We start from the raw sequence: 23,071 nt of genomic DNA, 5'->3' as shown, positions 1-23,071 counted from the left end.
TTGATCAGCCGCGACCGCGCCGCATCCAGTATACGAACGGCAGGGCCACGAAATACATTGTGATGCCGTAAACGCCGGACGGCAGGCTGAAGGGCGGAAGCCCGCTCGCCGCCTCGACGATCAGGCTGCCGACGGTGATGCCGAGCGTGCTGTTCTGCACACCCGTCTCCACGGCAATGGCGATGCCGTCCGCATGATCGAGCCCCATGAACCGGCCTATGCCGAGACCGACCAGCAGAAGCAGAACGTTGAGCAGGATGAGAAGCGGACCGAGCAGCGCCAGGTTGCTGACGAAGACCTCCCAATTGGCTGCAAGCGCTCCAACCACGATGATGACGAAAAGAACAAGAGCGATCCGCGCGATCGTTGCGTCGATACGGTCTGCAAGCGGCGTGGCGAAATGCCTCAGCGCTACACCCAGCGCCACCGGCACGGTCGTGATGGCAAACATGGCAAGCGCCAGCGACGTTACGTTGATGTCGGGTGCCGCCTGACCCATGAAATGGTCCGCAGCCCATGCCACAAGCAATGGCACGGTGACGACGGAGACAAGGCTGACAACGCCGGTCAGCGTGACTGACAGGGCGACAGCCCCGCCCGCCAGCTTGGTGATGAGGTTCGATGTGACGCCGCCCGGACAGAAGGACAGGATCATCACGCCGACGGCGAGTTCCGGCGGCAGGCTGAAAAGCTGCAGCAGCACAAAGGCGATGAGCGGCAGCACGACGATCTGCGACACCGCTCCGGCGAAAAAGGCCTTCGGCTTTGCCACCACGCGGGCAAAATCGGCAATCGTCAGGCCGAGCCCCAGGGAGAACATGATGAATGCCAGCGAAAGCGGCAGAAAGACGCTTAGGATAATCCCCACAATACCCCTCCGTTTTCGTAGGATTATACTCGGAAGCAAGAAAGTGAATAGGGGACATCAACATTTACCACCCAAAAGAGAGGTGGCGCGCAGAGGGATGCGCCCGCCAATCAGATGGCCGGCTCCATCGGCAGGAATTGGCCTTGATGTCCGCCCCGCTTTTTATGTAAGGATGAAGGTGATCTTGGCCTGAAAGCCAAGGGTGCGGTCCCGTAGCTCAGCAGGATAGAGCATCAGATTCCTAATCTGAGGGTCACAGGTTCGAATCCTGTCGGGATCGCCATCAATCAATGCTGCTGAACAATGAAAAAACTCTTCAAAGACACAATCCGAAAGGCCTCGGGATAAAGCCGCTATTCATCCGGCGCCCCTAAAAGGCGCAGAAGCGAACCGTCGGGATCTTGCAACATGCAATAGGGCCGCTGTGCCGGTTCTCCGGATGTGCCGTTGAAGGGCTTGGCTCCCAGTTCTTGCCCATGACACAAGGCGGCCTGCGGATCGGCCACCTTGAGGCTTGGAAGCCATAAGGCGCCCGCAGCCCTTGGCAACGTTGCCGAATGGCGCAATGCCACCGTCTCTCCCGAAGGACCGCAGATCGCGCAGCCGGCCGGCCCCGCCGATTGCGCAGAGGCCGCTCTCCAATCGAACAGCGTTCTGTAGAACGCATCGGGAAAAACCGCCCGGTCCGACAGATAGATTTCAGGACCAAACTGACTCCGGGGCGCGGGAAAGGAATGACGCGACAATGAAATGCCGATAAGGGCTCCGAAGGGGTCGGCCAGAAGCGCATTGCGCCCTACGCCAGGAACGTCGAACGGCGCACGAACGACTGCCCCTCCAAGCTCCTCTGCCTGCAAGGCGGCAGCGTCCACATCGCGCACCTCCACATAGGCGATCCATCCGTCCTGAAAGGCCTGTGGTGTTTCAGCAAAGCCGGCGCCTGCTTCATCTGCCAACAGTGCGAGAACAAAATCCTTCTCGCCGCCGCCCCATGCGAAATCCGTCGCGTGTTCGGTGACGTAGCGCCAGCCCGCAAGGCGCTGATAGAAAGCCATCGCGCGCTTCCGGTTTCGGGTAAAAAGGTCGTGCCAGACAACACGACCCAACTTTTCGGCAATCATCGTTCCGGATCCTTCTGGTCCTTTATCTTTTTGACCTGCCGCACCATTTTGCCAAACGCCTTGTCCTTGCTTCTACGTTCAGCAAGGCTTGCGGAATTGTGCGCCTCCTCGGCCTGAAGCTTGCGCCACCGGCCTAGCCGTGCCGCGTCTATCTCGCCATTTTCCACGGCGCGCAACACGGCGCACCCCGGCTCCGTTTCATGACGGCAATCTTTGAAGCGGCACCGGACTGAAAGGTCGTGGAGATCGGCAAAAACATTGTCAATGCCCGACGCTGCATCCGTCAACTGCAGCTCGCGCATTCCAGGCGTATCCAGAACGAGGACGTCGCCCGGGACAGGATGCAACTGCCGCCTTGTGGTCGTGTGGCGGCCCTTTGCGTCGTCTTCCCGGATGGTTTGCGTCTCGATGGACTGATTGCCGGCCAGAGCGTTGGTCAAGGTCGACTTTCCGACACCGGACGAGCCGACAAACGCGACGGTGCTGCCGGGTTTGCACCACTGCGCCAGCTTTTCCCTCGGTTCATGATCGCGTGCATCGAGGGTGACGACAGGGACCAGGTCGGAAATCGCACGTGCCTGATCGACATAGGCCTGAACATCCGAAACCAGATCAGCCTTGGTCAATACGATAACCGGAGAGATATCCGCCTCGAATGCCAGGGCAATGTACCGCTCAAGGCGGGCGATATTGAAGTCTTGATTGCAGGACGAAACGATAAAGATCGTGTCGACATTGGCTGCGATGAGCTGGACCTGCCTGTCGGTTCCCGGCGCCCGGCGTTTCAGCAGGCTCCTGCGCTCCAGGTGACGGCTCGACAGCGGATGGTCCGAGTCCAGCAACAACCAGTCGCCGACCGTGACATCCGCGCGGGGCTGGATCATCTTGTCAATGTGTTCGCCGATCACGTGCAGCCCGTTGCGGTGCACTTCGACGACGCGGACGGGCGGCGTCCGCGCCAGTTCATCCACGCTGATCTGTTGTTCAAAAAAGGGCTGCCACCCCATTTTCTCCAAGGCGGTCAATTGTCGTTCAACGCCGCCGACTGTCAGTCCAAGCGGAAGATATCTGGAAATATCCCGAGTCATTGTGGGTTGTCTCTCATGTCTCGGCCACGAGCAGCGCTCGGGCTCAAGGTGTCAGTGATGTTTGAGATTGCAAAACTACAGCCCCGCCGAACCTTGTTCGGAGGTCATTCCTGCTGATTGATTTTGCACCGGGAGGCCCTTTGCCTCCCCACCTTACCGGGACATGAAAGCTCCACTTCAGAGATCTCTAATATATTCTATTGTCCGCAGTTCTTCAACCCGCTCCGCCGGCTAGAAAGGGTCCTTAAAAGACATCCCGTCCGAGATTTATTGAGCAGCGGTTGGCTGTGCCGATTTTGCCGCACCCTCAGCGCGATATTGCGGCAAAACCTCGGGGCCGGGATAAAGCTCATCCATGGCAATCGATTTGCCGTTGTCCTGCACAATGCGCACATGCATGCGTCGTAAAAGCCGCGGGCGTTTGACACCACAGGAATGGGCAAGCACCTCCACCTCGTGGATCATGTTCTTGCAGTAGCCCGCTACGCGGACCGCCTTGCTTTCGGGGTTTAGGCCGCGTTGCAGCCGCTTGTTATGGGTGGTGATTCCGGTCGGGCAGGTATTGCGGTTGCATTTGAGCGCCTGGATACAGCCAAGGGAGAACATGAAGCCCCGCGCCGACGTAACAAAGTCAGCACCGGCGGCAAGCGCCCAGGCAACCTCGGACGGTGTGATCAGCTTGCCCGAGCAAATAATGCGGATGCGCTCGCGCAGGCCGTATCTCTGCAGAATGTCGACCACAAGCGGCAGCGATTCCTTCACCGGCAGGCCGACATTGTCCATTAAGGGCATCGGCGCCGCGCCTGTACCGCCATCGCCGCTGTCGATGGTGATGAAATCAGGCGCGCTTTTTATGCCTCTCGCGTGAATTTCCTTGCACATCGTCTCGATCCAGCCAAAGGCGCCGACAACGGCCTTGAAGCCGGTGGGCTTGCCGGTAACGGATCGGATCCGCTCAATCACATCGAGCATCTGCGCCGCATTGTCGATTTCGGGATGCCGGTTCGGAGAGATGGAATCCCTTCCTTCCGGAATACCGCGGATCGCGGCAATCTCGGGCGTGACCTTGATACCAGGCAGAATGCCGCCCTTTCCCGGCTTGGCGCCCTGGCTCATCTTCAGCTCAAACATCTTGACCTGCGGATGTGCGGCCACTTCCTTGAGCTTTTCATCACTCATCAATCCGTCTTTGCCCCGCACCCCGTATTTGGCCGTGCCGATCTGGAAAACGATGTCGCAGCCGCCCTCAAGATGATGCGGCGACAGGCCACCCTCGCCGGTGTTGAGCCAGCATCCGGCCATCCGTGCGCCGTTTGAAAGCGCCCGGACCGCGGGCGTTGAAAGCGCGCCGTAGCTCATGCCGGATATGTTGAACAAGGACGGTGCTTCATAGGGTTCACGGGCATAAGGCCCGATCTCCAGCGCTTCGACCTGTGATGCATCTTCCGACAGTGTCGGAAACGGGCAATTGACAAAAATTGCCGTGCCGGGCGGCGTCAGGCTCTTGGTCGATCCGAATGCGACCGTGTTGTCCTTGCTCTTGGCGGCCCGGTCGATCCATTCGCGTTCCGCCCGGTTGAACGGCATTTCCTCGCGGTCCATGGCGAAGAAATATTGCCTGAAGAACTCGCCAAGGGCCGAAAACAGGTAGCGGAAGCGTCCCAGAACCGGGTAGTTCCGGCGCACCGCATCGCCGGTCTGGCTGACATCAAGTATGAACAGCACAATCGCCACCAGCACAACCGTGCCGATCGCGAAAACAAATAGTGTCGACAGGAACTGAAGCGTTCCCATCACGAACTGGTTCGAAAGACTGTCCATATCGCTGCCCCCTGCTTGCAGGTCGAACTGACACTAGGCGCGGAAGCGGTCAAGAGTGCGGCCCGCTGCGTGCATGTCAGATCGGCTCGGGCAGCATGCTATCCATTACCGATCAACCGCAAGACATATTCGGGTGAGCCGGCCGTGAGCGCATGAACATGCCTGTCAGTACGGCAGCCCCACATAGTTTTCCGCGAGCACCGTCGATGCGGCCTTCGAATGGACCAGCTGCGAGAATTCAGCGCGCTGAATATGCCGGTCAAATCCGCTCATATCCGGGAAACGGTGTGTGACGCTTGTCATCCACCACGAAAACCGTTCGGCGTTCCAGATGCGGTGCAAAGCTCTTTGCGAGTAGGCATCAATACCGGCTTCGCTGCCATCGGCATAATAGTCACGCAATCCTTCCAGCAGATAGTGAACGTCGCTTGCCGCCAGATTCAGCCCCTTTGCACCGGTCGGCGGGACAATGTGAGCCGCATCCCCGGCCAGAAAGAGCCGCCCGAACCGCATGGGTTCGGACACGACGGATCGCAACGGCGCGATTGACATCTCCAGCGCCGGCCCCGTCGTCACCCGCTCCGCCGTTTCCTCGGGCAGTCGCCGGCGAAGTTCGTCCCAGAAAGCATCGGCCGTCCAATCTTCGGCTCGCTCACTAGCGAGGCACTGTACATAGTACCGGCTCCGGGTCTTCGAGCGCATGGAGCAAAGCGCAAAGCCACGCCGGTGATTGGCATAAATCAGTTCGTCATGCACCGGAGGGACATCGGACAGGAGCCCAAGCCAGCCGAAAGGATAAACCTTTTCGAACGTCTCCATCGCGCCGTCGGGCACGACCTGCCGGCATATGCCGTGAAACCCGTCGCATCCGGCAACGAAATCACACTCAATGCGGTGGTCCTGGCCATCATGTTCAAACGTCACATAGGGCCGCGACCCGTCAAAATCGTGAGGGCGCACATCGCTCGCCTCGTAGAAAGACTGCAGGCCCTCGGCTTCACGCGCATCCATGAGATCCTGCGTAATCTCCGTCTGCCCGTAAACATGAACCCGTTTTCCGCCGGTCAGGCCGAAGAGATCGATGCGATGCACCTCATCATCGAAGATGAGATCAAAACCGTCATGCGGCAGGTTCTCGCGCTGCATGCGTGCAGCAGCTCCGGCCTGCTCCATCAGCCCAACCATTCCCTCCTCGAGCACACCGGCACGTATGCGCCCCAGAATGTGCTCCTTGCTGGACCGGTCGAGCACGATGTTGTCGATCCCGGCCCGGTAAAGCAGTTGCCCAAGGAGCAGTCCGGACGGGCCGGATCCGATAATGACGACCTGTGTGCGCATATTCATGTCTCTCCCACCTCCTGCGACCGACCTTTCCACAAGATCAGAGCCGCGCATGTTCCGATTGCAATGACAAACATCAGGGACGACATGCCGACGGCGCTGTCGTTGCTGAAATAAACCAGGATGGACACGATTCCCGCGCCCCCCATCTGTGTGAAAAACCCAAACAGCGACACCGCAAAACCCGCCCTTTCGTGATGTGGGTCGAGAACAAGGCTTGTCGCATTGGAGTAAAAAACCAGGAACGCCGCATTCGCCAGCGCCAGAATGACGGGCAGAACATAGACCGTCAAAAGCCCTGTTGCGGAAAGAAAGAGCAACAGGCCGGACATCGCTACCATGACGGCCCCGGCGACCGCAATCGCAGCGAAAACGCCGATTGAAACGATCAGGCGGCGGTTAAGGATCTGCCCCGCTACAATACCCAGGCCATGGATGCCGAAAAGCACGGCGAACGTAACCCCGGTAATGCCGAACTCCGTCTCATAGACCGGGGCGGCGCCGGTAAGGATCAGGAGCATGAAAGCCATCACAAACATCGACACGATCATGAAAAAGCGCGATTGCGGGTGATGGAACACGGCCGCCACATTCGACTTTATCCGTGTCGCGTGAAGCGCCCGCCTGTCCTTTTGCGGTGACGTCTCCTCGAAATAGGCAAGCAGGATGAGCAACAGCGTTGCAAGAATTCCAAGTGCGACAAAAATGAAGCGCCAGCCGGAAAATTCAGTGATCAGCGCCCCAAAGAGGGGCGCAAGCATTGGCCCGATCGCAAAGACTGCGGAAGCAAATGCCATGGACCGCGCCAGTTCCTGACCGCTGAACAGGTCCCGTAAAATGGCCCGGCAACTGACAATCGCAGCGGCGGCGCCCAGCCCCTGGATCACCCTTGCAACGAGCAGCGCATCGATGGTCGGCGCCGCAATGGCCAGCATCTGGCCGGCAAGCAGTGTGGTCAGTCCGATAAAGAGCGTCGGCCGGCGGCCAAAGCGGTCCGAGAAGGAGCCCCAGACAAGCTGGCCTATTCCCGTGGCAAACAGGAAGGCGGTCACAGACCACTGCACCTGAGTGAATCCCGTGGAAAACTCGTTCATCATCTGCGGGAAGGCCGGCAGGGTGATGTCGACCGAAAATGCCGTGACGGACATCAACAACCCGCAAAAAACCACGATGGCGCGGCGGCCCATCATGAGCGATTATCCTGCATGCTGCCCGTGCCCATTGCGACAATGTCGCCGAGCAGATCGCCCGCCACGCGCAGGGCGGCGCCTGTGGCAAGCACCATCTGCGGCAACACCATCCACTCAAGCGTCCAGGCCGCACCCGAGCGTTCGTTCTCGTGGACAAGGGCCGTATGCATGCCCGGCAGCAGCGTTGCATTGAAAGACGCCAAGGCCACGAGAATCTCCGCCTTGACCGGGTTTTTCTTGTGCGCCATGGCGGACGATCCGCCGCCGCCGGAAAGCTCGATCTCACCAACCTCGTTTTGGGCCATGAGCGTGACGTCCAGGCCGGTTTTTCCCAAGGCTCCGGTCAGACGCGATAGGAAACCGGCAAGTTCGGCAAAGGATTGACGGTCGGTGTGCCAACATCCTGCATAGGAAAGCTCAAGCTCCTGCGCCAGCCTTTCGGCCACGGCCCGGCCCTGCGCCCCGAGATCATCGAGCGTACCTGTAGCGCCGGCAAACTGCAGACAGGCCACCTTTTGCTCAACCGTCGGAAAATCGCTCAAAAGACCAGCGAGCGGGCGCCGCCAGGCCGCAATCCGGTCGGCAACACGAAGCGGACGCGCCGCCTGCATACGCGTGCGGCCCACCAGATCGTTTTGACCGTATGTGGTCTCAAGCAAATCCAGTTGCCCGCAAAGCGCAGCAAGACGATCGGCAATCGTTTGAAGCGCCGGGCGCAGCCGCAAAACAAGCGCGGTGTCCACCACATCCTGGCTGGTTGCGCCAAAATGAAGGTGCGTTCTGAATTCCGGGTCGATGGCCTCGCGCAATTGCCGCACCAGTTCCGGCACCATAACCCCGTCACGCGCGGTTGCGGCCTGCAACGCGGCAATATCAGGCTGAAAATTCTTACAAGACGTCTGAATGGCTTTCGCCGCACCGTCCGCAATGACTCCGGCTGCTTCCTCCGCCACGGCAAGGGCAGCCTCAAACCGCAGCATCGCCTCGATCTCACTTGCGAAAGAAAACGTGCTGCGGATTGCATCATCGCCCAGAAGACCCGACAGGAGCGGGTGCTCGAATACGGAAACGCTCATCGGGACACCCCGTTTACTCCCATTCAAAGATAGCGAAGCGGCTCTTGCCGGGCGGATCAGCCCGCAGACAGCAGATCAACAAAGGCGCGAAGCGCATCGGTAAAGACTTCCGGCTGCTCAATGCAGGGCAGATGACCGGCTTTCGGAATCACCTGATACCGCGCGCCCGGAATGAGTTTGGCAAATTCGCCGACAAGCTCCGGCGGCGTCGATAAATCCTCGTCGCCGACCACGCACATGGTCGGCACATTGATAACCGGCGCCTGATGCGTGAAATCGGCATCCCTGATCGCGGCCGCGGTTCCGGCGTATCCGGCAGCCGGCGTCCGGCACAGCATGTTGCGATAGCCGGCCAGGGTGTCCGCCTCTTCATCGCGGAACGCGGCAGTGAACCAGCGTTCCATGACCTGATCGCCAATTGACTCCAGTCCGTCCTGTTCGATTGCCTCAATGCGTGCGTTCCACATCTCGGCGGTGCCGATTTTGTGTGCCGTATCGCAAAGCATCAGCGCGCGAACCAGGTCCGGACGGCTGGCATACAGACCCTGGGCGATGAGGCCGCCGACCGAAAGCCCGCAGACAATTGCATCACGAACAGACAGATGGTCGAGTAGTCCGGCAAGATCTCCGACATGATCTTCAATACGATAGGGTGCCTGTCCGAGGTCGGACAATCCGTGACCGCGTTTGTCATAGGTGACAATTGCAAACTCCCCCACGAGCCGCACGATAACGTCGCGCCAGATTCTTAAATCCGTGCCGAGAGAATTGGAAAACACCAGCACCGGCTTGCCCTCGGGCGCCCCGATAAGCTGGTAGTGCAGCGTCACTCCGTTGATCGTCGCAAATTGCACCGCGTGCTCCTTTGTTCAGCGGCGATGAAAGCAGATTGAACCGGAGAGGTAAAATGAAAAAGACCGGGCCATTCATATCAAGCCCGGTATGAATAATCGTCAGGTTACCGCGCTCTTGACCTTGAAGCGCTCCTGCTCCCATTCACCGGATTGGAGCACATCCCGCAGATGTTCAACGGCATCGTAGATATCGACAAAACGCACATAAAGCGGAGCAAATCCGAAGCGCAGAATATCGGGCGCCCTGAAATCCCCGATCACATCGCGCGCGATAAGGGCCTGCATGACCGGATATGCATCCGCGTGCGCAAAGCAGACCTGGCTGCCGCGCCTCGATGCATCGCGCGGGCTCGCCAGTGTCAGGCCGAGGCCTTCACATCGCTCCTCAACAAGCTCTATGAACAATTCGCACAACCGAACCGATTTCTCCCGCACGGCTCCGAGCGACACGGAGTTCCAGATATCGAGCGCTGCATCGAGCGCCACAAGCGATAGCACCGGCGGCGTGCCGGTCAGGAAGCGATGGATTGTCTTTGCCGCTTCGAAAGACGGCTCCATCGCAAATGGAGCCTTATGCCCGAACCAGCCGGACAGCGGCTGCGAAACCTCATTGTGAAGCCGCGGCGCAACATAGATGAATGCCGGCGCACCCGGTCCGCCATTGAGATATTTATATCCGCAGCCGATCGCAAAATCGGCATCAGCAGCCTGCAGATCAACCGGCATCGCGCCGGCGGAATGGGCAAGATCCCAGATCATCACTGCACCCGCATCGTGAGCGGCCTTCGTGACGGCGGCCATATCGTGCGCTTCGCCGGTACGGTAGTTCACGTGAGTCAGCATGACGACGGCCACATCCTCGCCGATTGCCGCATCGAGCTCCTGCGTGGAATCGATCAGCCGAAGCTCATGGCCCTTGTCCGCGAAGGCGGCGATGCCCTCTGCAATATAAAGATCGGTCGGAAAGTTGCTGCGCTCGGACACAATAACCCGCCGGCCCGGCCGCATCTGCAGTGCAGCGGCCAACACCTTGAAGAGATTGACCGAGGTGGAATCGGTGACGGCGACATCCTGCGCGCCTGCCCCGATCAGCGGCGCGATCTTCGCTCCCACTGTTTGCGGCATGGGATACCAGCCCGCCTTGTTCCATGAGGCGATGAGATCCTCGCCCCACTCGGTATGCAGGCATTGCTCAACGCGCCTCGCGACGCTGTGCTGCATCGGTCCGAGCGAATTGCCGTCAAGATAGATCAGCCCTTCACGCAGCCTGAACGCATCGCGCAGACCCGCGAGCCCATCCTCGCGGTCCAGATTCAAGGCATCATCCCGGCTCATCATGTTGGCTGCTCCACTGCTTCACACATATTGTTTTAAGTTTAAAGTATTTTGATCTCCGATGGCAAACTTTAAGGCACACAACCTCAAATAAAACCCGTGGCAACATTGACGCGGCCTGCCCCATCTGGTTTCTCGTCCGCGGTGAAACCTTTGAAACGCAACCCATGACAGAACCAGCCGGGACGGCACCGCAGCGTCTAAGCATTTTTGGATCGACCGGCTCGATCGGCTGCAACACGCTTGATGTCATTCGGCATCTCGGTGGTCGGCAATCCTACGAAATCTGCGCGATAACGGGCCGCGACAATATCGACCTTTTGGCCCGTCAGGCGATCGAATGTCAGGCCGAGATCGCCGTCACAGCCAATGCAAATCGTTATCAGGAGTTAAAGGAAGCGCTCTCGGGAACCGGGATCGAGGTGGCCGCCGGCGAAACGGCGCTTATTGAGGCTGCCGGCCGCGATATCGACTGGTTCATGGCCGGGATCGTCGGCATGGCCGGTCTTGCACCAACGCTTGCGGCCATAAGGACCGGCGCGGACATTGCCCTTGCCAACAAGGAATGCCTCGTGTCGGCAGGCGAGTTGTTCAACCGTGAAATTGAAAAGGGCGGCGGGCGGCTGCTGCCGGTCGATAGCGAACACAACGCCATTTTCCAGGTGTTCGAGGACGATCAGCGCCATGCGATCGAGCGCATCATTCTGACCGCATCAGGCGGTCCGTTTCGCCAGCGCAGCCTTGAAGACATGGCAACGGTAACGCCCGATATGGCGGCAGCCCATCCCAACTGGTCGATGGGGCTCAAAATATCCATCGACAGCGCCTCGATGTTCAACAAGGCGCTGGAGATGATCGAGGCCAAACACCTGTTTCGAATGAGCGCTGACCAGGTCGAGGTTGTCGTCCATCCCCAGTCGGTTATCCATTCCATGGTCGGCTACAGCGACGGCTCGATCCTGGCGCAACTTGGCGCACCTGACATGAGAACCGCCATAGGCTATTGCCTCGCCTTTCCGCAAAGACCTTCCCTGCCGGTCGAGCGGCTTGATTTTGCCAAGCTTGCGCGGCTTGATTTCGAGGCACCCGACGAGGCGCGCTTTCCCTCGCTGAGACTTGCCCGGCAGGCCATGCAGGCTGGTGGCCTGTCCGGTGCGATCCTCAACGGCGCAAAGGAAGTGGCCCTCGAAGCCTTTATCGCCGGACAGGTCGGCTTTCTGGAAATGGCAGACATTGTCGAAACCGTCATGCAAAAGCTCGGTGCGGCGGATATGACATCCATAGACGCCGTCTTCGAGGCGGACGGAACGGCGCGGATCCTTGCCGGCGAAATCGTTGGAAGCAGGACCCAGCGGCCACTCGCAACCTAGTTTCAGGCCGCCCCATTCACAATGGGTTCATCGCGTTTCGATTATTGATTTGCCGTCCTGCAGGTAAGAAGCTTCAAGGAACCATGCCTGCAGGCGCTGCGTTGGTTTGCCGGAAAATTACCGCAAAGGCGTGCAAGCAATGCAAAAATATGTAATGTGCAAACAACTTTCCTGCGGTGGGAAAGATATCGGAGGCTTGAACATGAAGAATATTCTCGCGCTTGCTGTCGTTGGGCTTGCCATCGCCGGCTGCACACCAACACAGCAGGGAGCAACCATCGGCGCAGCATCGGGTGCTGCGATCGGTGCCGTCGCAACCGGTACGGCGGAAGGCGCGCTCGTCGGCGCTGCAATCGGCGGCGTCGCAGGTGCGGTTATCGGCCGCGTTTCAGAGGGTTCAGACGACTGCTTCTACCGCGACCGTTACGGTCGCCGCTATACGGCCAGGTGCCCGCAGGGTTACTGATCGGGTTAAGGGCGCGCCGGCCAACTGCCGGCGCGTTTTTTCACAGGAATATTTCGGTGCCAAGCTGATCTTCGACGGCGGCCAGCCCGTTATTAAGATCTTCGAAGCTCTCTTCGCCCAGAATGTCTTTAAGCCCCATTTCGAATTCATGGGCCAGCTTGGCAAGGTTACGGTAGTTCCGCGCCCCTTCCTTCGTCAAAGTCAGGTGTTCGACCCGCCGGTCATGTTCATCCGTCATTCTCGCCAGCCACTTGCGGTCTTCAAGCGACTGAACCGCACGGCTGACCTTGGTCTTGTGCATTGAGGAATGCGCGCCAATGGATTTGGCCGTCAGCGTTCCGTATTGGCCGAGCGTTGCCAGCGTGCGCCATTCCGGCCGCGTCAGACCGGCGTGATCCTTGTAGATCACCGCAAAACGGCGGCTAACCAGTTCAGCGACACGATTGAGTTTGTAGGGAAGGAATGCCTCAAGCGAAAGCGGGGCAACGTCTTGCTCGGTCACGGTCAGCTCCGTTTGATAGTTACAAATTCAATTGTTACATACGAAACAAAATTAGAAAAGTTGTAATGAGGGATAAAATGTCTGACGCCTATATGCCCGGCTTCGGCAATGATTTCGAGACGGAATCGCTGCCCAACGCCTTGCCCCAGGGGCAAAACAGTCCGCAAAAATGCAACTACGGCCTCTATGCCGAACAACTGTCCGGTTCGCCTTTCACGGCGCCGCGAGGCACCAATGAGAGATCCTGGCTTTACCGGATTCGCCCTAGCGTGCGCCACACGGCACGTTTTTCAAGCCACGCCCGCGATCACTGGAAAACAGCACCCCATATCTGCGACGATGTGATGCCGATCGGCCAGCTGCGTTGGGATCCGGTTCCCATGCCGGACGAACCGGTCAACTTCATTGACGGCGTGCGCACGATGACCACCGCCGGTGATGTTCATACCCAGGTGGGCATGGCAAGCCACGCCTATATCTGCAACGCGCCGATGGGCGATGATTATTTCTTCAATGCCGACGCGGAGCTGCTGATCGTTCCGCAGATCGGCACGCTGGAAATCTTCACCGAGCTCGGCCGCATGACGGTTGCGCCGACAGAAATCGCCATGATTCCGCGCGGTATGATCTTCCAGGTCGATCCGGCTGACGGCGAAGCACGCGGATATATCTGCGAGAATTACGGCGCCAAGTTCACACTGCCGGACCGCGGGCCCATCGGCGCCAACTGTCTCGCCAACCCGCGCGATTTCAAGACCCCGGTCGCCGCCTGGGAAGACAAGGAAACGGACTGCCGCGTCCATGTGAAATGGTGCGGGCAATTCTATGTGACCGAAATCGGCCATTCGCCGCTCGATGTGATCGCATGGCATGGCAATTATGCGCCCTTCAAATACGATCTGAAGACATTCTCTCCCGTTGGCGCCATCCTCTTCGATCATCCCGACCCGTCCATATTCACAGTCCTGACGGCACCGAGCGGGGAAGAGGGCACCGCGAATATCGACTTCGTGATCTTCCCGCCGCGCTGGATGGTTGCTGAACACACGTTCCGCCCGCCCTGGTATCACCGCAACATCATGTCGGAGTTCATGGGACTGGTGCATGGTCAATATGACGCCAAGGAAGAAGGTTTTGTTCCAGGCGGTATGAGCCTGCACAACATGATGCTGCCGCACGGCCCGGACACGATGGGTTTTGAAAAAGCCTCCGAAGCCGAGCTCGCGCCAACCAAGCTGGACGAGACCCTTGCATTCATGTTCGAAACACGCTTCCCGCAGCATGTGACGAGCTATGCCATGCAGCTCGAAACGCTTCAGGATAACTATATCGATTGCTGGAAGGGCCTAAAGAAGCGCTTTGACGGCTCAATTGAGGGAAACTGGGACTGATATGAAACTCGCAACACTAAAAGACGGCACGCGCGACGGAAAACTGGCGGTCGTATCGAAGGATCTGGCTTATTGCACCGTCGTCAACCATATCGCGCCGACGCTGCAGGCCGCGCTCGACGACTGGGCAAATGTCGCACCACGGCTGGAACGCGCCGCCGAGACGCTTGAATCAGGTTCGCAGCCGACCGAACGGTTCCACGAACACGATGCCCATTCGCCGCTGCCGCGCGCCTATCAATGGGCGGATGGTTCGGCCTACGTCAATCATGTGGAACTCGTGCGCAAGGCCCGCAATGCTGAAATGCCGCCAAGCTTCTGGACCGATCCGCTGATGTATCAGGGCGGCTCCGACGCCTTTCTCGCACCGCGCGATCCGATCCGCATGGCGGACGAAGCCTGGGGCATCGACATGGAAGGCGAGATCGCTGTTATCGTTGACGATGTGCCCATGGGCGCGAGCGTCGATGAGGCGCGCGAGGCGATCCGGCTGATCATGCTGGTCAACGACGTGTCGTTGCGTGGCCTCATTCCGGCCGAACTCGGCAAGGGCTTCGGCTTCTTCCAGTCGAAGCCGTCGTCGGCCTTTTCGCCGGTCGCCGTCACGCCGGACGAGCTTGGTGATGCCTGGGATGGCGGCAAGCTGCACCTGCCCCTCCTCGTCGACTACAACGGCGCCCCGTTCGGCTGCGCCAATGCCGGCATCGACATGACATTCGATTTCCCGCAGCTGATTGCCCATGCGGCCAAAACGCGGCCGCTTTCGGCCGGCGCGATCATCGGTTCGGGAACCGTCTCCAACAAGCTGGACGATGGCGGTCCCGGAAAGCCGGTTGCCGAGGGCGGCGTCGGTTATTCCTGCATCGCCGAAATCCGCATGATCGAAACCATCAATGACGGCAAGCCGACAACCGGCTTCATGAAATTCGGCGATACGGTCCGCATCGAAATGAAGGACGGCGACGGACATTCCATCTTCGGCGCCATCGAGCAGACCGTCGAACAATACAAGAAGGAAGCCTGACCAATGGCCAAGGAATTCGCATCCCGCGGGGATATGACGGAAAAGACCATCACCTTCTCGGAAATCGGCCGCGACCTTTGGGCCTTTACGGCCGAAGGCGATCCCAACACCGGTGTCATCATCGGTGATGACAGTGTCATGATTATCGACGCGCAGGCAACGCCGCGCCTCGCGGCCAAGGTGGTCGAGAAGGTCCGCAGCGTTACCGACAAGCCGATCAAATATGTGGTTCTGTCCCATTATCATGCCGTGCGCGTGCTCGGCGCGTCTGCCTACGGGGCCGAGCAGGTGATCGCTTCGGAAAAATGCCGCGCCATGGTCGCCGAACGCGGCCAGGAAGACTGGGATTCCGAGTTTGAACGTTTCCCGCGTCTCTTCCAGGGCCGTGAGAGCATCCCCGGCCTGACATGGCCGACCATGACGTTCACGCAGAAGATGACGGTCTATCTCGGCAAGCGGCGCGTCGACCTGATGCATCTCGGCCGCGCCCACACGGCGGGCGACATTGTCGCCTGGGTCCCGGACGAAGGCGTCATGTTCACCGGCGACATCGTTGAGTACCATTCCGCCTGCTACTGCGGAGACGGCCATTTTGGCGATTGGGGCGGAACGCTGAACGCCATTGCCGGCTTTAATCCGCGCGCCATTGCACCCGGACGCGGCGACGCGCTGATCGGCGATGAAATGGTCAGCGCCGCGATTGAAAACACCCGCGATTTCGTTGCCAGCACCTATCGCCCCGCGGCAGCCGTTGCTGCACGCGGCGGATCGCTCAAGGAAGCCTGGGATGCGGTGCGGGCCGAGTGCGATCCGAAATTCGCGGACTACGCGATCTACGAGCACTGCCTGCCGTTCAACGTCGCCCGCGCCTATGACGAGGCGCTCGGCATGGACACGCCGCGTATCTGGACGGCCGAACGGGACAAGGAGATGTGGGAAGCCCTGCAGGGCTGAACCGCGAGTATCATAATGGGAGGTCAGTTTGAGTAAGATTTTCGAGACGCCGCTTTATCCTTATCAGCGGTCTGCCGATCAGGATGCACCGGCACCCGTGCGTCACCCGGTGATCGTTATCGGTGCCGGCCCCATCGGCCTTGGGGCGGCGATCGACCTTGCGCAGCAGGATATCCCGGTTGTCATAGTCGACGAGAACGACAAGGTCAGCTGGGGTTCGCGCGCCATCTGCTATGCCAAGCGGCCGCTCGAAATCCTCGACCGGCTGGGCTGCGGCGACGAGTTCGTCGACAAGAGCGTCGAGTGGAAGCTCGGCAAGGTGTTTTTCGACGACCGCAAAATCTACGAATTCGACCTTCTTCCCGAAGAGGGCCACAAGCGCCCGGCCTTCATCAATCTGCAGCAGTACCATTTTGAGGAATATCTGGTGCACCGCGTCCAGGCACTGCAGGCAGAAGGCAAGCAGATCGAGATTCGCGGCAACAGCCGCGTCGCCAACATCGATCCGAGCGACGATCATGTCGTCCTGACCATCGACACGCCTGAAGGCTCGTACAAGCTTGAATGCGACTGGCTGATCGCTTGCGACGGCGCCACGTCGCCGGCCCGCAAGATGCTTGGTCTTGATTTCATCGGCCGCGTCTTTGAGGACAATTTCCTCATTGCCGACGTTGTCATGGAGGCGGACTTTCCGACCGAACGCTGGTTCTGGTTCGACCCGCCCTTTAACCGCAACCAGTCGGCACTGTTGCACAAGCAGCCGGACAATGTCTGGCGCATCGACCTGCAGCTTGGCTGGAACATCGACAAGGAAAAGGAAAAACAGCCGGAAAACGTCATCCCGCGCCTCAAGGCCATGCTTGGCGATGATGCCAAGTTCGAACTCGAATGGGTCTCGATCTACACGTTCCAGTGTCGCCGCATGGAAAAATTCCGCCACGGTCGGGTGTTGTTTGCCGGCGACGCGGCGCATCAAGTCTCGCCTTTCGGCGCACGCGGCGCAAATTCCGGCCTGCAGGACACCGACAATCTGATCTGGAAGCTGAAGCTCATCATAGATGGCGTGGCGCCCGAGAGCCTGCTCGACAGCTATGATTATGAGCGCATTCTCGGCGCGGATGAGAACATTTTGAACTCGTCGCGCTCCACCGATTTCATCACGCCGAAATCGGAGATCAGCCGGGTGTTTCGCAATGCCGTCCTTGATCTCGCCGAGCAATATGAATTTGCCCGCCCGCTGGTGAATTCCGGCCGCCTGTCGGTGCCGAGCGTCTATGACGGCTCACCACTGAACGGCGACGATAATGCGCAGCTGCCGCCGCGCACCCGGCCAGGCGCACCGGTTGTCGATGCGCCGGTGGGCACCAACTGGCTGTCCGATCTGCTCGGCAACCGTTTCCAGCTCCTCGGCATCAATACGAACGTTCCCGAAAACCTCGACATTGACGGCGTCGCCGTTGAGGGACTGCGGATCAATACAATCGACGATCCGGACGGGCACATTCAAAAACGCTATCTCGGAGACGAGGAGCAGGCCATCTATCTTTTCCGGCCCGACCAGCATGTCGCCGCACGCTGGACCGGGTATGACGAAGCCCTTGTGCGCGCCGCGCTCAATACCGCAACGGCCAGGTCGTGAGGACATGTCATGAGCAAACTCAACACCCACAAGAACATCAGTAGCCCCGACGATTTTTACGCCGAACTGCTCGCCGCCCATGAGGGTTTGAGCAAGGACGAGAGCGACGCATTCAACGCCCGCCTCATCCTCATACTCGCCAACCATATCGGTGAACGCGAAACCCTCAGCGAGGCGTTAGAGGCGGCAGCAAACACATAGACCGCAGGCAGGGCCGGCGAAAACGGCGAACCAGAGCTAGATAGTTACATTCGTAACTATTATGGTTCGCCCAACTGAACAAGGGAGATGCACTTAATGAAGATCGAACAAATCCACCACGTCGCCTATCGCTGCAAGGATGCCAAGGAAACCGTGGACTGGTACACAAAGATGCTCAACATGGATTTTGTCCTGGCGATCGCCGAAGACAAGGTGCCGTCCACCCACGAGCCTGATCCCTACATGCACCTGTTCCTCGATGCCGGCAACGGCAACGTACTTGCCTTCTTCGAACTGCCGACAAAGCCGCAGATGGGCCGCGACGAAAACACCCCGATCTGGGTCCAGCACATCGCGTTCAAGGTCAAGGACCGCGACACGCTGCTTGAATACAAGGATCATCTGGAAAAGAACGGCGTGGAAGTCCTCGGCGTCACCGACCATTCCATCTTCCATTCGATCTACTTTTTCGATCCCAACGGCCACCGCATCGAACTGGCCTGCCCGGATCCGGATGAAGACGCCATGCTTGAGCGCCTCGACGCTGTCAAATGGGACATGCTCGAAGAATGGACAAAAACCAAAAAGGCTCCCAACCATGCCGACTGGTTGCACGCCAAAGAACTCGGTAAATAGAAGGCAATGGCAATAGCGGCGTCCGGATCAAAAGGACGCCGCTCCTTCTGGAGGGATAAAATGACGCCGGTTCTTTATGATTATTGGCGCTCGTCGGCGAGCTACCGGGTGCGCATCGCGCTCAACCTGGCTGAAATCGAATATGACACAACGTCGGTCGACCTCCTGAAGGGCGAACATCTGGAAAACGCGCACCTGTCGCGCAACCCCCAGGGCTTCGTGCCTGCGCTCGATATCGACGGACAGACCCTCACCCAGTCGCTGGCGATTATCGAGTACCTGAACGAGACACGACCGGTCACATTCCTGCCCGATGCGGCGCTGGAACGATCAAGGGTACGCACGCTCTCCTATATCATCGCCATGGAAATCCACCCGATCTGCAACTCCTCCGTCGCTGCCGATATCATGGCGCGGACCGGCGGAGACGAAGCCGTGCGTGTCGACTGGATGAAAACTTATATCCGCAAGGGTCTCGCCGCCTTCGAAAAACGCCTGGGCGACGGACAAGGCGGCACATTCTGCCACGGCGACGCACCAACCATGGCTGATATCTGCCTCGTCCCGCAGCTCTACAACGCCGAGCGTTGGGGCGCGGATATCGCCGACCTGTCACGCATCAAAGAGATAGCGGAGAACTGCGCCCGGCTCGAAGCGTTTGCCGCGGCACACCCCGATCGCGTCAACGCCGCCGGTTAGGCCCGATAGGCGGGCAGGGGTGAGCGATCCTGAAGCTCAATCAGGCGCCTTAACATCAATTCGGTCAGCTCATGTCGGGCAGCAGCGGAACCGGACCGATCATAAAGATTGCTCAGCTCATGGGGATCGGCCTGCAGATCGTACAACTCGTTCCAGTCCTCTCCCTCGCGCAACGACATGCGATAGCGTTCCGTAACCAGGGTTCGCACCCTTTGCGGACGTTCGAAACCGGTCATCGGCCGTTGACTGTCTTCTTCCACGACAATGGCAGACGGTGATTGTGTTGAAAGAAGATCCCGGCCCTGGATGCCGTTGTAGGGCTGAATGCCCGCCCGCGCCAAAACAGTGGCCGAAATATCAATCGACGAGGCCAAACCATGATCCGACACAGCCTCGGACCCTTCTCTTGGATCCATCCAGATGAAAGGCACGCGGATAATGCTTTGATAGTGAAGCAGGAGCTTCAGCATCAGACCATGATCGCCCATGTAATCGCCGTGGTCAGCGGTAAAGACAACAATGGTATCGTCGGCAAGACCAAGGGCTTCCAATTGCGCAACGACCCGGCCGATCGCATCATCGATCATGCTGATCATGCCATAGGTCAGCGCGATAATTGAACGTGCCTCGTCCTGTGTCACCGCAAACGGGTTCTGATTGTTCCTTGGATCCGTGTTGTTTTGCAAAGCCTCGCGCATTGCCCTGATAGGCGGCAGATCGCCCTTTCCGAAGGATGCCGGCAGCTTCATGTCGCCGGGATCGTACATATCCCAATAGTGCCCAGGCGGGGTAAACGGGTGGTGTGGGTCGGGAAAGGACATCTGCAGGAAAAACGGCTCACCGTCCTCGGCCCTTTGACCGAGCCAATCGGCTGACCGGTCCGCGATCCAGGATGTCGAATAAAGGTCTTCCGGAACGGCGGTGCGCCAGGCTTGCGGTGCCTTGATACGATTGTCCGGCAGTGCATTGTCCGGTCCCGTCAGACTGTCAAAGTCAGGACATTTCTCCCGGGCCCACAAAAGATAGTCTCCGGATGCCTGATCACCGTGATCGGCCACGACCTCGACATGCTCAAACCCATAAAAATCCCCGTCGATGCGCGAGGCCAGCGGCGTCTCCCAGTCGGGAACAATCTCCAGATCATAGTCAGAACCGTGCCGGTTGTTTTTCTGTGCATCGCGAAGGTGCGGCGATGGCGTTGTGCGTCCGGGAGCGGGCGTGAACCGGTTGGTGGCGGGTAGCCCTGTGAAACTCTGCAGGTGTGATTTGCCGATCAGCCCCGTGCGGTAGCCCGCATCGCGCAGCAGTTCGACGAACGTTGTCTGATCCTTCGACAAGGCGATGCCGTTGTGCCGCGCACCATGCACGGAACACATGCGGCCGGTCATGATGGAGGCCCTGTTGGGCATGCAGATCGGGTTGGCGACATAGAACCTGTCCCATCTGCGTCCATGTTTCGCAAGCCTGTCTATGTGAGGCGTGCGGACCGTCGGGTTCCCATAGCAGCCCAGATGATCGGCGCGGTGCTGATCGGTTATGATGAAAAGGAAATTCGGCTTTTTAGTCATGGACGGGCTCCTGCCGCCGCCCGCTTGAGGAGGCAACGCGAACGTCAACCGCTATGAGGACAAGACCGATCGCGATGGCTGGCAGGTACACAGCCGGGCTGACGGCAAGGCATGCAAAAGCCACGACAAAGCGAAGGACGATCTCGGCCATTGTGAGTTTGCGCCGGTCGAAGCCGGAAAGAGCCGAGGAAAACAGCCAGATACAGAAACAGGTCCTGGCGACAATCCAGAGGAAGGGCAGCAGGCTGAACTCCTCGATAATCAGTACTGCCGGATAAAACGCGAAGACAAACGGAATGATGAATTTTGCCATTCCGAGCCGGAAAGACATGAAGGCCGTCATCAGCGGATTTGCTCCTGCTATAGGTGCCGCCGCATAGGCCGCAATGGCCACGGGCGGCGTCAGAGAAGAGGCAACGCCGTAGTAGAAAACAAACATATGGGCCGTTAGCATCGACAGACCCAGCGCCTGGATGGCGGGACCCATGACAAGAATGATGATCAGATAGGCCGGGAGGGTCGGCATGCCCATGCCGAGGATCAGCGCTCCGGCCATGGCCACCAGCAAAGCCGAAAACAGGCTTTCACCGCGGATCGACGCAATGACATTCGCCAGCTTGAGACCGAGCCCCGTTGAATCGAGCGCGCCGACCAGAATTCCAATGGCCGCGATGGCGATCAACAGCGTCGCGCCCGATTCGGCGCCCTTCAGGAACGAGCGGCCAACCCGTGCCGGATCCCTGCGGACCTCCGGATTGATAACACACAGCAGGAGCAGAACGACGATGGCGTAAAACCCAGCCGCCGAAGTAGAGAGCCCAGCAATCAGCGAACCGATGACCGTCAGGATCGGGCAGACAAAAAGCAGGGAGTTAACCAGGTCGACGCGGGTGATCTTGTCGTCGATCGTCAGCGGTTCGACCTTGATGCCCTGGCGCCGGGCTTCAACTGTGACCGCCGAGAACAGGCTGAAATAGTAAAACAAGGCCGGAAGCAACGCCGCCACGATGATGTTGAGATAACCGACACCGGTCAGATCCGCCATAACCAGAGCAGCGGCTCCCATGATGGGCGGCATGATCTGCCCGCCGGATGACGCGGTGGCCTCGATACCGGCGGCAAAGGTTGGCGAGAAACCTCTCTTTTTGATCATCGGTATGGTGAAGGTGCCCGTGCCGACGATATTCGCGACCGTCGAACCTGACATCGTTCCGAACATTGACGAGGCCAGGATTGCCGCATGAGCGGGTCCGCCGCGGGTCCGCCGTGTAACCAGGAATGCGAATTTCAAAAGCGTATCGCCGGCGCCGGTCCCTTCCAGCAGCACGCCGAAAATAATGAAGATGAACACCGTGCTCAGCACAATGTTGGTGATCGAGCCGAACACACCTTTGTTGGTGTTGTACCAGAGCGCCTCTGAGACTTCCCTTAACGAAAAGCCGGAATGGGCAAGCAGTCCGGGAAGGTCCTGGCCAAACAGGAGATAGACGACACCAAACACGCCGACGCCAAAGAGCCCCCATCCCCAAAGGCGGCGACACAGCTCAAGAAACACGATCAAGCCTGCCAGGGCAGGCCAGGCATCCCTGTTCGTCACATCATAGAGCGCCGTCTCCATCTCGGTCTGGACAAAATAGAACGACCAGATCGACCACAGTCCCAGGACAATCAGGGCGACATCCAAAAGCAGCAACAGCAAAGCCGCGCCGCCACTTTGCTTTGACGTATCGCGGCGGGCGCGGGAAACGGCAACGGCGACAACAAGCGCCAGGGCAAATCCCGCAGCGCGATGTAATTTCGGATCTATCAATCCGACGCCCGAGCTATAGAGGGCCATGGCGCCGAGAGCGGCACTGGCCAGAGCGCAAACAGCTGCAAAGACAAGAGCTGCCGCGCCGGAGTTTTGCGACGTAGCGGTCATGGGTGC

General features: G+C 59.0%; 21 protein-coding genes and 1 tRNA gene. 10 read left to right on the top strand and 12 right to left on the bottom strand.

The genetic code is table 11. From position 1 onward, the window contains the following. Positions 1–4 precede the first annotated feature (4 nt). Entirely contained in the window at positions 5–868 is an 864-nt protein-coding gene (locus OQ273_RS22800; protein ID WP_267993409.1) for a bile acid:sodium symporter family protein, read from the bottom strand. A 206-nt stretch (positions 869–1,074) separates the two neighbouring features. Here OQ273_RS22800 and OQ273_RS22795 point away from each other — a divergent pair. Then, positions 1,075–1,151 (top strand) — tRNA-Arg (locus OQ273_RS22795). Positions 1,152–1,221: 70 nt separating this feature from the next. On the opposite strand, the gene OQ273_RS22790 is transcribed toward OQ273_RS22795, so the two are convergent. The 8 genes from OQ273_RS22790 to kynU all read right to left on the bottom strand — a co-directional run bounded on the left by OQ273_RS22790 (position 1,222) and on the right by kynU (position 10,697). After that, on the bottom strand, positions 1,222–1,989 hold the full coding sequence (locus tag OQ273_RS22790) for a VOC family protein (RefSeq protein ID WP_267993408.1): 768 nt from the start codon (positions 1,987–1,989) through the stop codon (positions 1,222–1,224). Continuing rightward, positions 1,986–3,077: a ribosome small subunit-dependent GTPase A gene (gene rsgA / locus OQ273_RS22785; protein WP_425493434.1), complete on the bottom strand. Its 1,092-nt coding sequence runs from the start codon at positions 3,075–3,077 to the stop codon at positions 1,986–1,988. Before rsgA ends, OQ273_RS22790 begins: the two co-directional genes overlap by 4 nt. 267 nt (positions 3,078–3,344) lie before the next feature. Next, entirely contained in the window at positions 3,345–4,898 is a 1,554-nt protein-coding gene (locus OQ273_RS22780) for an FMN-binding glutamate synthase family protein (RefSeq protein WP_267993407.1), read from the bottom strand. Between the two features lie 165 nt (positions 4,899–5,063). Beyond that, on the bottom strand, positions 5,064–6,236 hold the full coding sequence (pobA, locus tag OQ273_RS22775) for a 4-hydroxybenzoate 3-monooxygenase (RefSeq protein ID WP_267993578.1): 1,173 nt from the start codon (positions 6,234–6,236) through the stop codon (positions 5,064–5,066). 2 nt (positions 6,237–6,238) lie between these two features. Continuing rightward, positions 6,239–7,429 carry a Bcr/CflA family efflux MFS transporter gene (locus tag OQ273_RS22770; protein WP_267993406.1) on the bottom strand — a complete coding sequence of 397 codons (1,191 nt, stop codon included), beginning with the start codon at positions 7,427–7,429 and terminating at the stop codon, positions 6,239–6,241. Next, on the bottom strand, positions 7,426–8,505 hold the full coding sequence (locus tag OQ273_RS22765; RefSeq protein ID WP_267993405.1) for a 3-carboxy-cis,cis-muconate cycloisomerase: 1,080 nt from the start codon (positions 8,503–8,505) through the stop codon (positions 7,426–7,428). The genes OQ273_RS22770 and OQ273_RS22765 overlap by 4 nt, the downstream gene beginning before the upstream one ends. Before the next feature lie 56 nt (positions 8,506–8,561). Beyond that, positions 8,562–9,359, bottom strand: a complete 798-nt coding sequence (gene pcaD, locus OQ273_RS22760; protein ID WP_267993404.1) for a 3-oxoadipate enol-lactonase — start codon at positions 9,357–9,359, stop codon at positions 8,562–8,564. 99 nt (positions 9,360–9,458) lie between these two features. Beyond that, a complete protein-coding gene (gene kynU, locus OQ273_RS22755) occupies positions 9,459–10,697 on the bottom strand; it encodes a kynureninase (RefSeq protein WP_267993403.1) in 1,239 nt (412 codons plus the stop codon). 164 nt (positions 10,698–10,861) lie between these two features. On the opposite strand from kynU, the gene dxr reads away from it, so the two are divergent. Further along, complete coding sequence (gene dxr / locus OQ273_RS22750; protein ID WP_267993402.1) at positions 10,862–12,064, top strand: 1-deoxy-D-xylulose-5-phosphate reductoisomerase; 1,203 nt, start codon at positions 10,862–10,864, stop codon at positions 12,062–12,064. A gap of 202 nt (positions 12,065–12,266) precedes the next feature. Then, positions 12,267–12,530, top strand: coding sequence for a YMGG-like glycine zipper-containing protein (locus OQ273_RS22745; RefSeq protein WP_267993401.1), 264 nt, complete (start codon positions 12,267–12,269; stop codon positions 12,528–12,530). A 40-nt stretch (positions 12,531–12,570) separates the two neighbouring features. On the opposite strand, the gene OQ273_RS22740 is transcribed toward OQ273_RS22745, so the two are convergent. Beyond that, complete coding sequence (locus OQ273_RS22740) at positions 12,571–13,032, bottom strand: MarR family winged helix-turn-helix transcriptional regulator (RefSeq protein ID WP_267993400.1); 462 nt, start codon at positions 13,030–13,032, stop codon at positions 12,571–12,573. Between the two features lie 77 nt (positions 13,033–13,109). Between OQ273_RS22740 and hmgA the strand changes: the two genes are divergently transcribed. The 7 genes from hmgA (at position 13,110) to maiA (ending at position 19,576) form a co-directional block, all read left to right on the top strand. Next, the gene (gene hmgA / locus OQ273_RS22735; protein ID WP_267993399.1) at positions 13,110–14,423 is read left to right on the top strand and encodes a homogentisate 1,2-dioxygenase; all 1,314 of its coding nucleotides are present in this window, start codon (positions 13,110–13,112) and stop codon (positions 14,421–14,423) included. A 1-nt stretch (position 14,424) separates the two neighbouring features. Continuing rightward, a complete protein-coding gene (locus tag OQ273_RS22730) occupies positions 14,425–15,447 on the top strand; it encodes a fumarylacetoacetate hydrolase family protein (RefSeq protein ID WP_267993398.1) in 1,023 nt (340 codons plus the stop codon). Positions 15,448–15,450: 3 nt separating this feature from the next. Then, positions 15,451–16,401 carry an MBL fold metallo-hydrolase gene (locus tag OQ273_RS22725; protein WP_267993397.1) on the top strand — a complete coding sequence of 317 codons (951 nt, stop codon included), beginning with the start codon at positions 15,451–15,453 and terminating at the stop codon, positions 16,399–16,401. A 28-nt stretch (positions 16,402–16,429) separates the two neighbouring features. Continuing rightward, the gene (locus OQ273_RS22720) at positions 16,430–18,040 is read left to right on the top strand and encodes an FAD-dependent oxidoreductase (protein WP_267993396.1); all 1,611 of its coding nucleotides are present in this window, start codon (positions 16,430–16,432) and stop codon (positions 18,038–18,040) included. Between the two features lie 9 nt (positions 18,041–18,049). Next, positions 18,050–18,241: a DUF2783 domain-containing protein gene (locus OQ273_RS22715; protein WP_267993395.1), complete on the top strand. Its 192-nt coding sequence runs from the start codon at positions 18,050–18,052 to the stop codon at positions 18,239–18,241. Positions 18,242–18,337: 96 nt separating this feature from the next. Beyond that, complete coding sequence (locus OQ273_RS22710; protein WP_267993394.1) at positions 18,338–18,877, top strand: VOC family protein; 540 nt, start codon at positions 18,338–18,340, stop codon at positions 18,875–18,877. A gap of 60 nt (positions 18,878–18,937) precedes the next feature. Further along, positions 18,938–19,576, top strand: a complete 639-nt coding sequence (maiA, locus tag OQ273_RS22705) for a maleylacetoacetate isomerase (RefSeq protein ID WP_267993393.1) — start codon at positions 18,938–18,940, stop codon at positions 19,574–19,576. On the opposite strand, the gene OQ273_RS22700 is transcribed toward maiA, so the two are convergent. Together OQ273_RS22700 and OQ273_RS22695 are read right to left on the bottom strand one after the other, a co-directional pair. Then, positions 19,573–21,144, bottom strand: coding sequence for a sulfatase family protein (locus OQ273_RS22700; RefSeq protein WP_267993392.1), 1,572 nt, complete (start codon positions 21,142–21,144; stop codon positions 19,573–19,575). The genes maiA and OQ273_RS22700 overlap by 4 nt on opposite strands. Further along, entirely contained in the window at positions 21,137–23,065 is a 1,929-nt protein-coding gene (locus OQ273_RS22695; RefSeq protein WP_267993391.1) for a TRAP transporter permease, read from the bottom strand. The genes OQ273_RS22700 and OQ273_RS22695 overlap by 8 nt, the downstream gene beginning before the upstream one ends. Positions 23,066–23,071: the final 6 nt, after the last annotated feature.

This window comes from Hoeflea prorocentri (genome assembly GCF_027944115.1).
Taxonomy (GTDB): Bacteria; Pseudomonadota; Alphaproteobacteria; order Rhizobiales; family Rhizobiaceae; genus Hoeflea_A; species Hoeflea_A prorocentri.
This window is presented reverse-complemented; position numbering and strand designations above follow the sequence as displayed.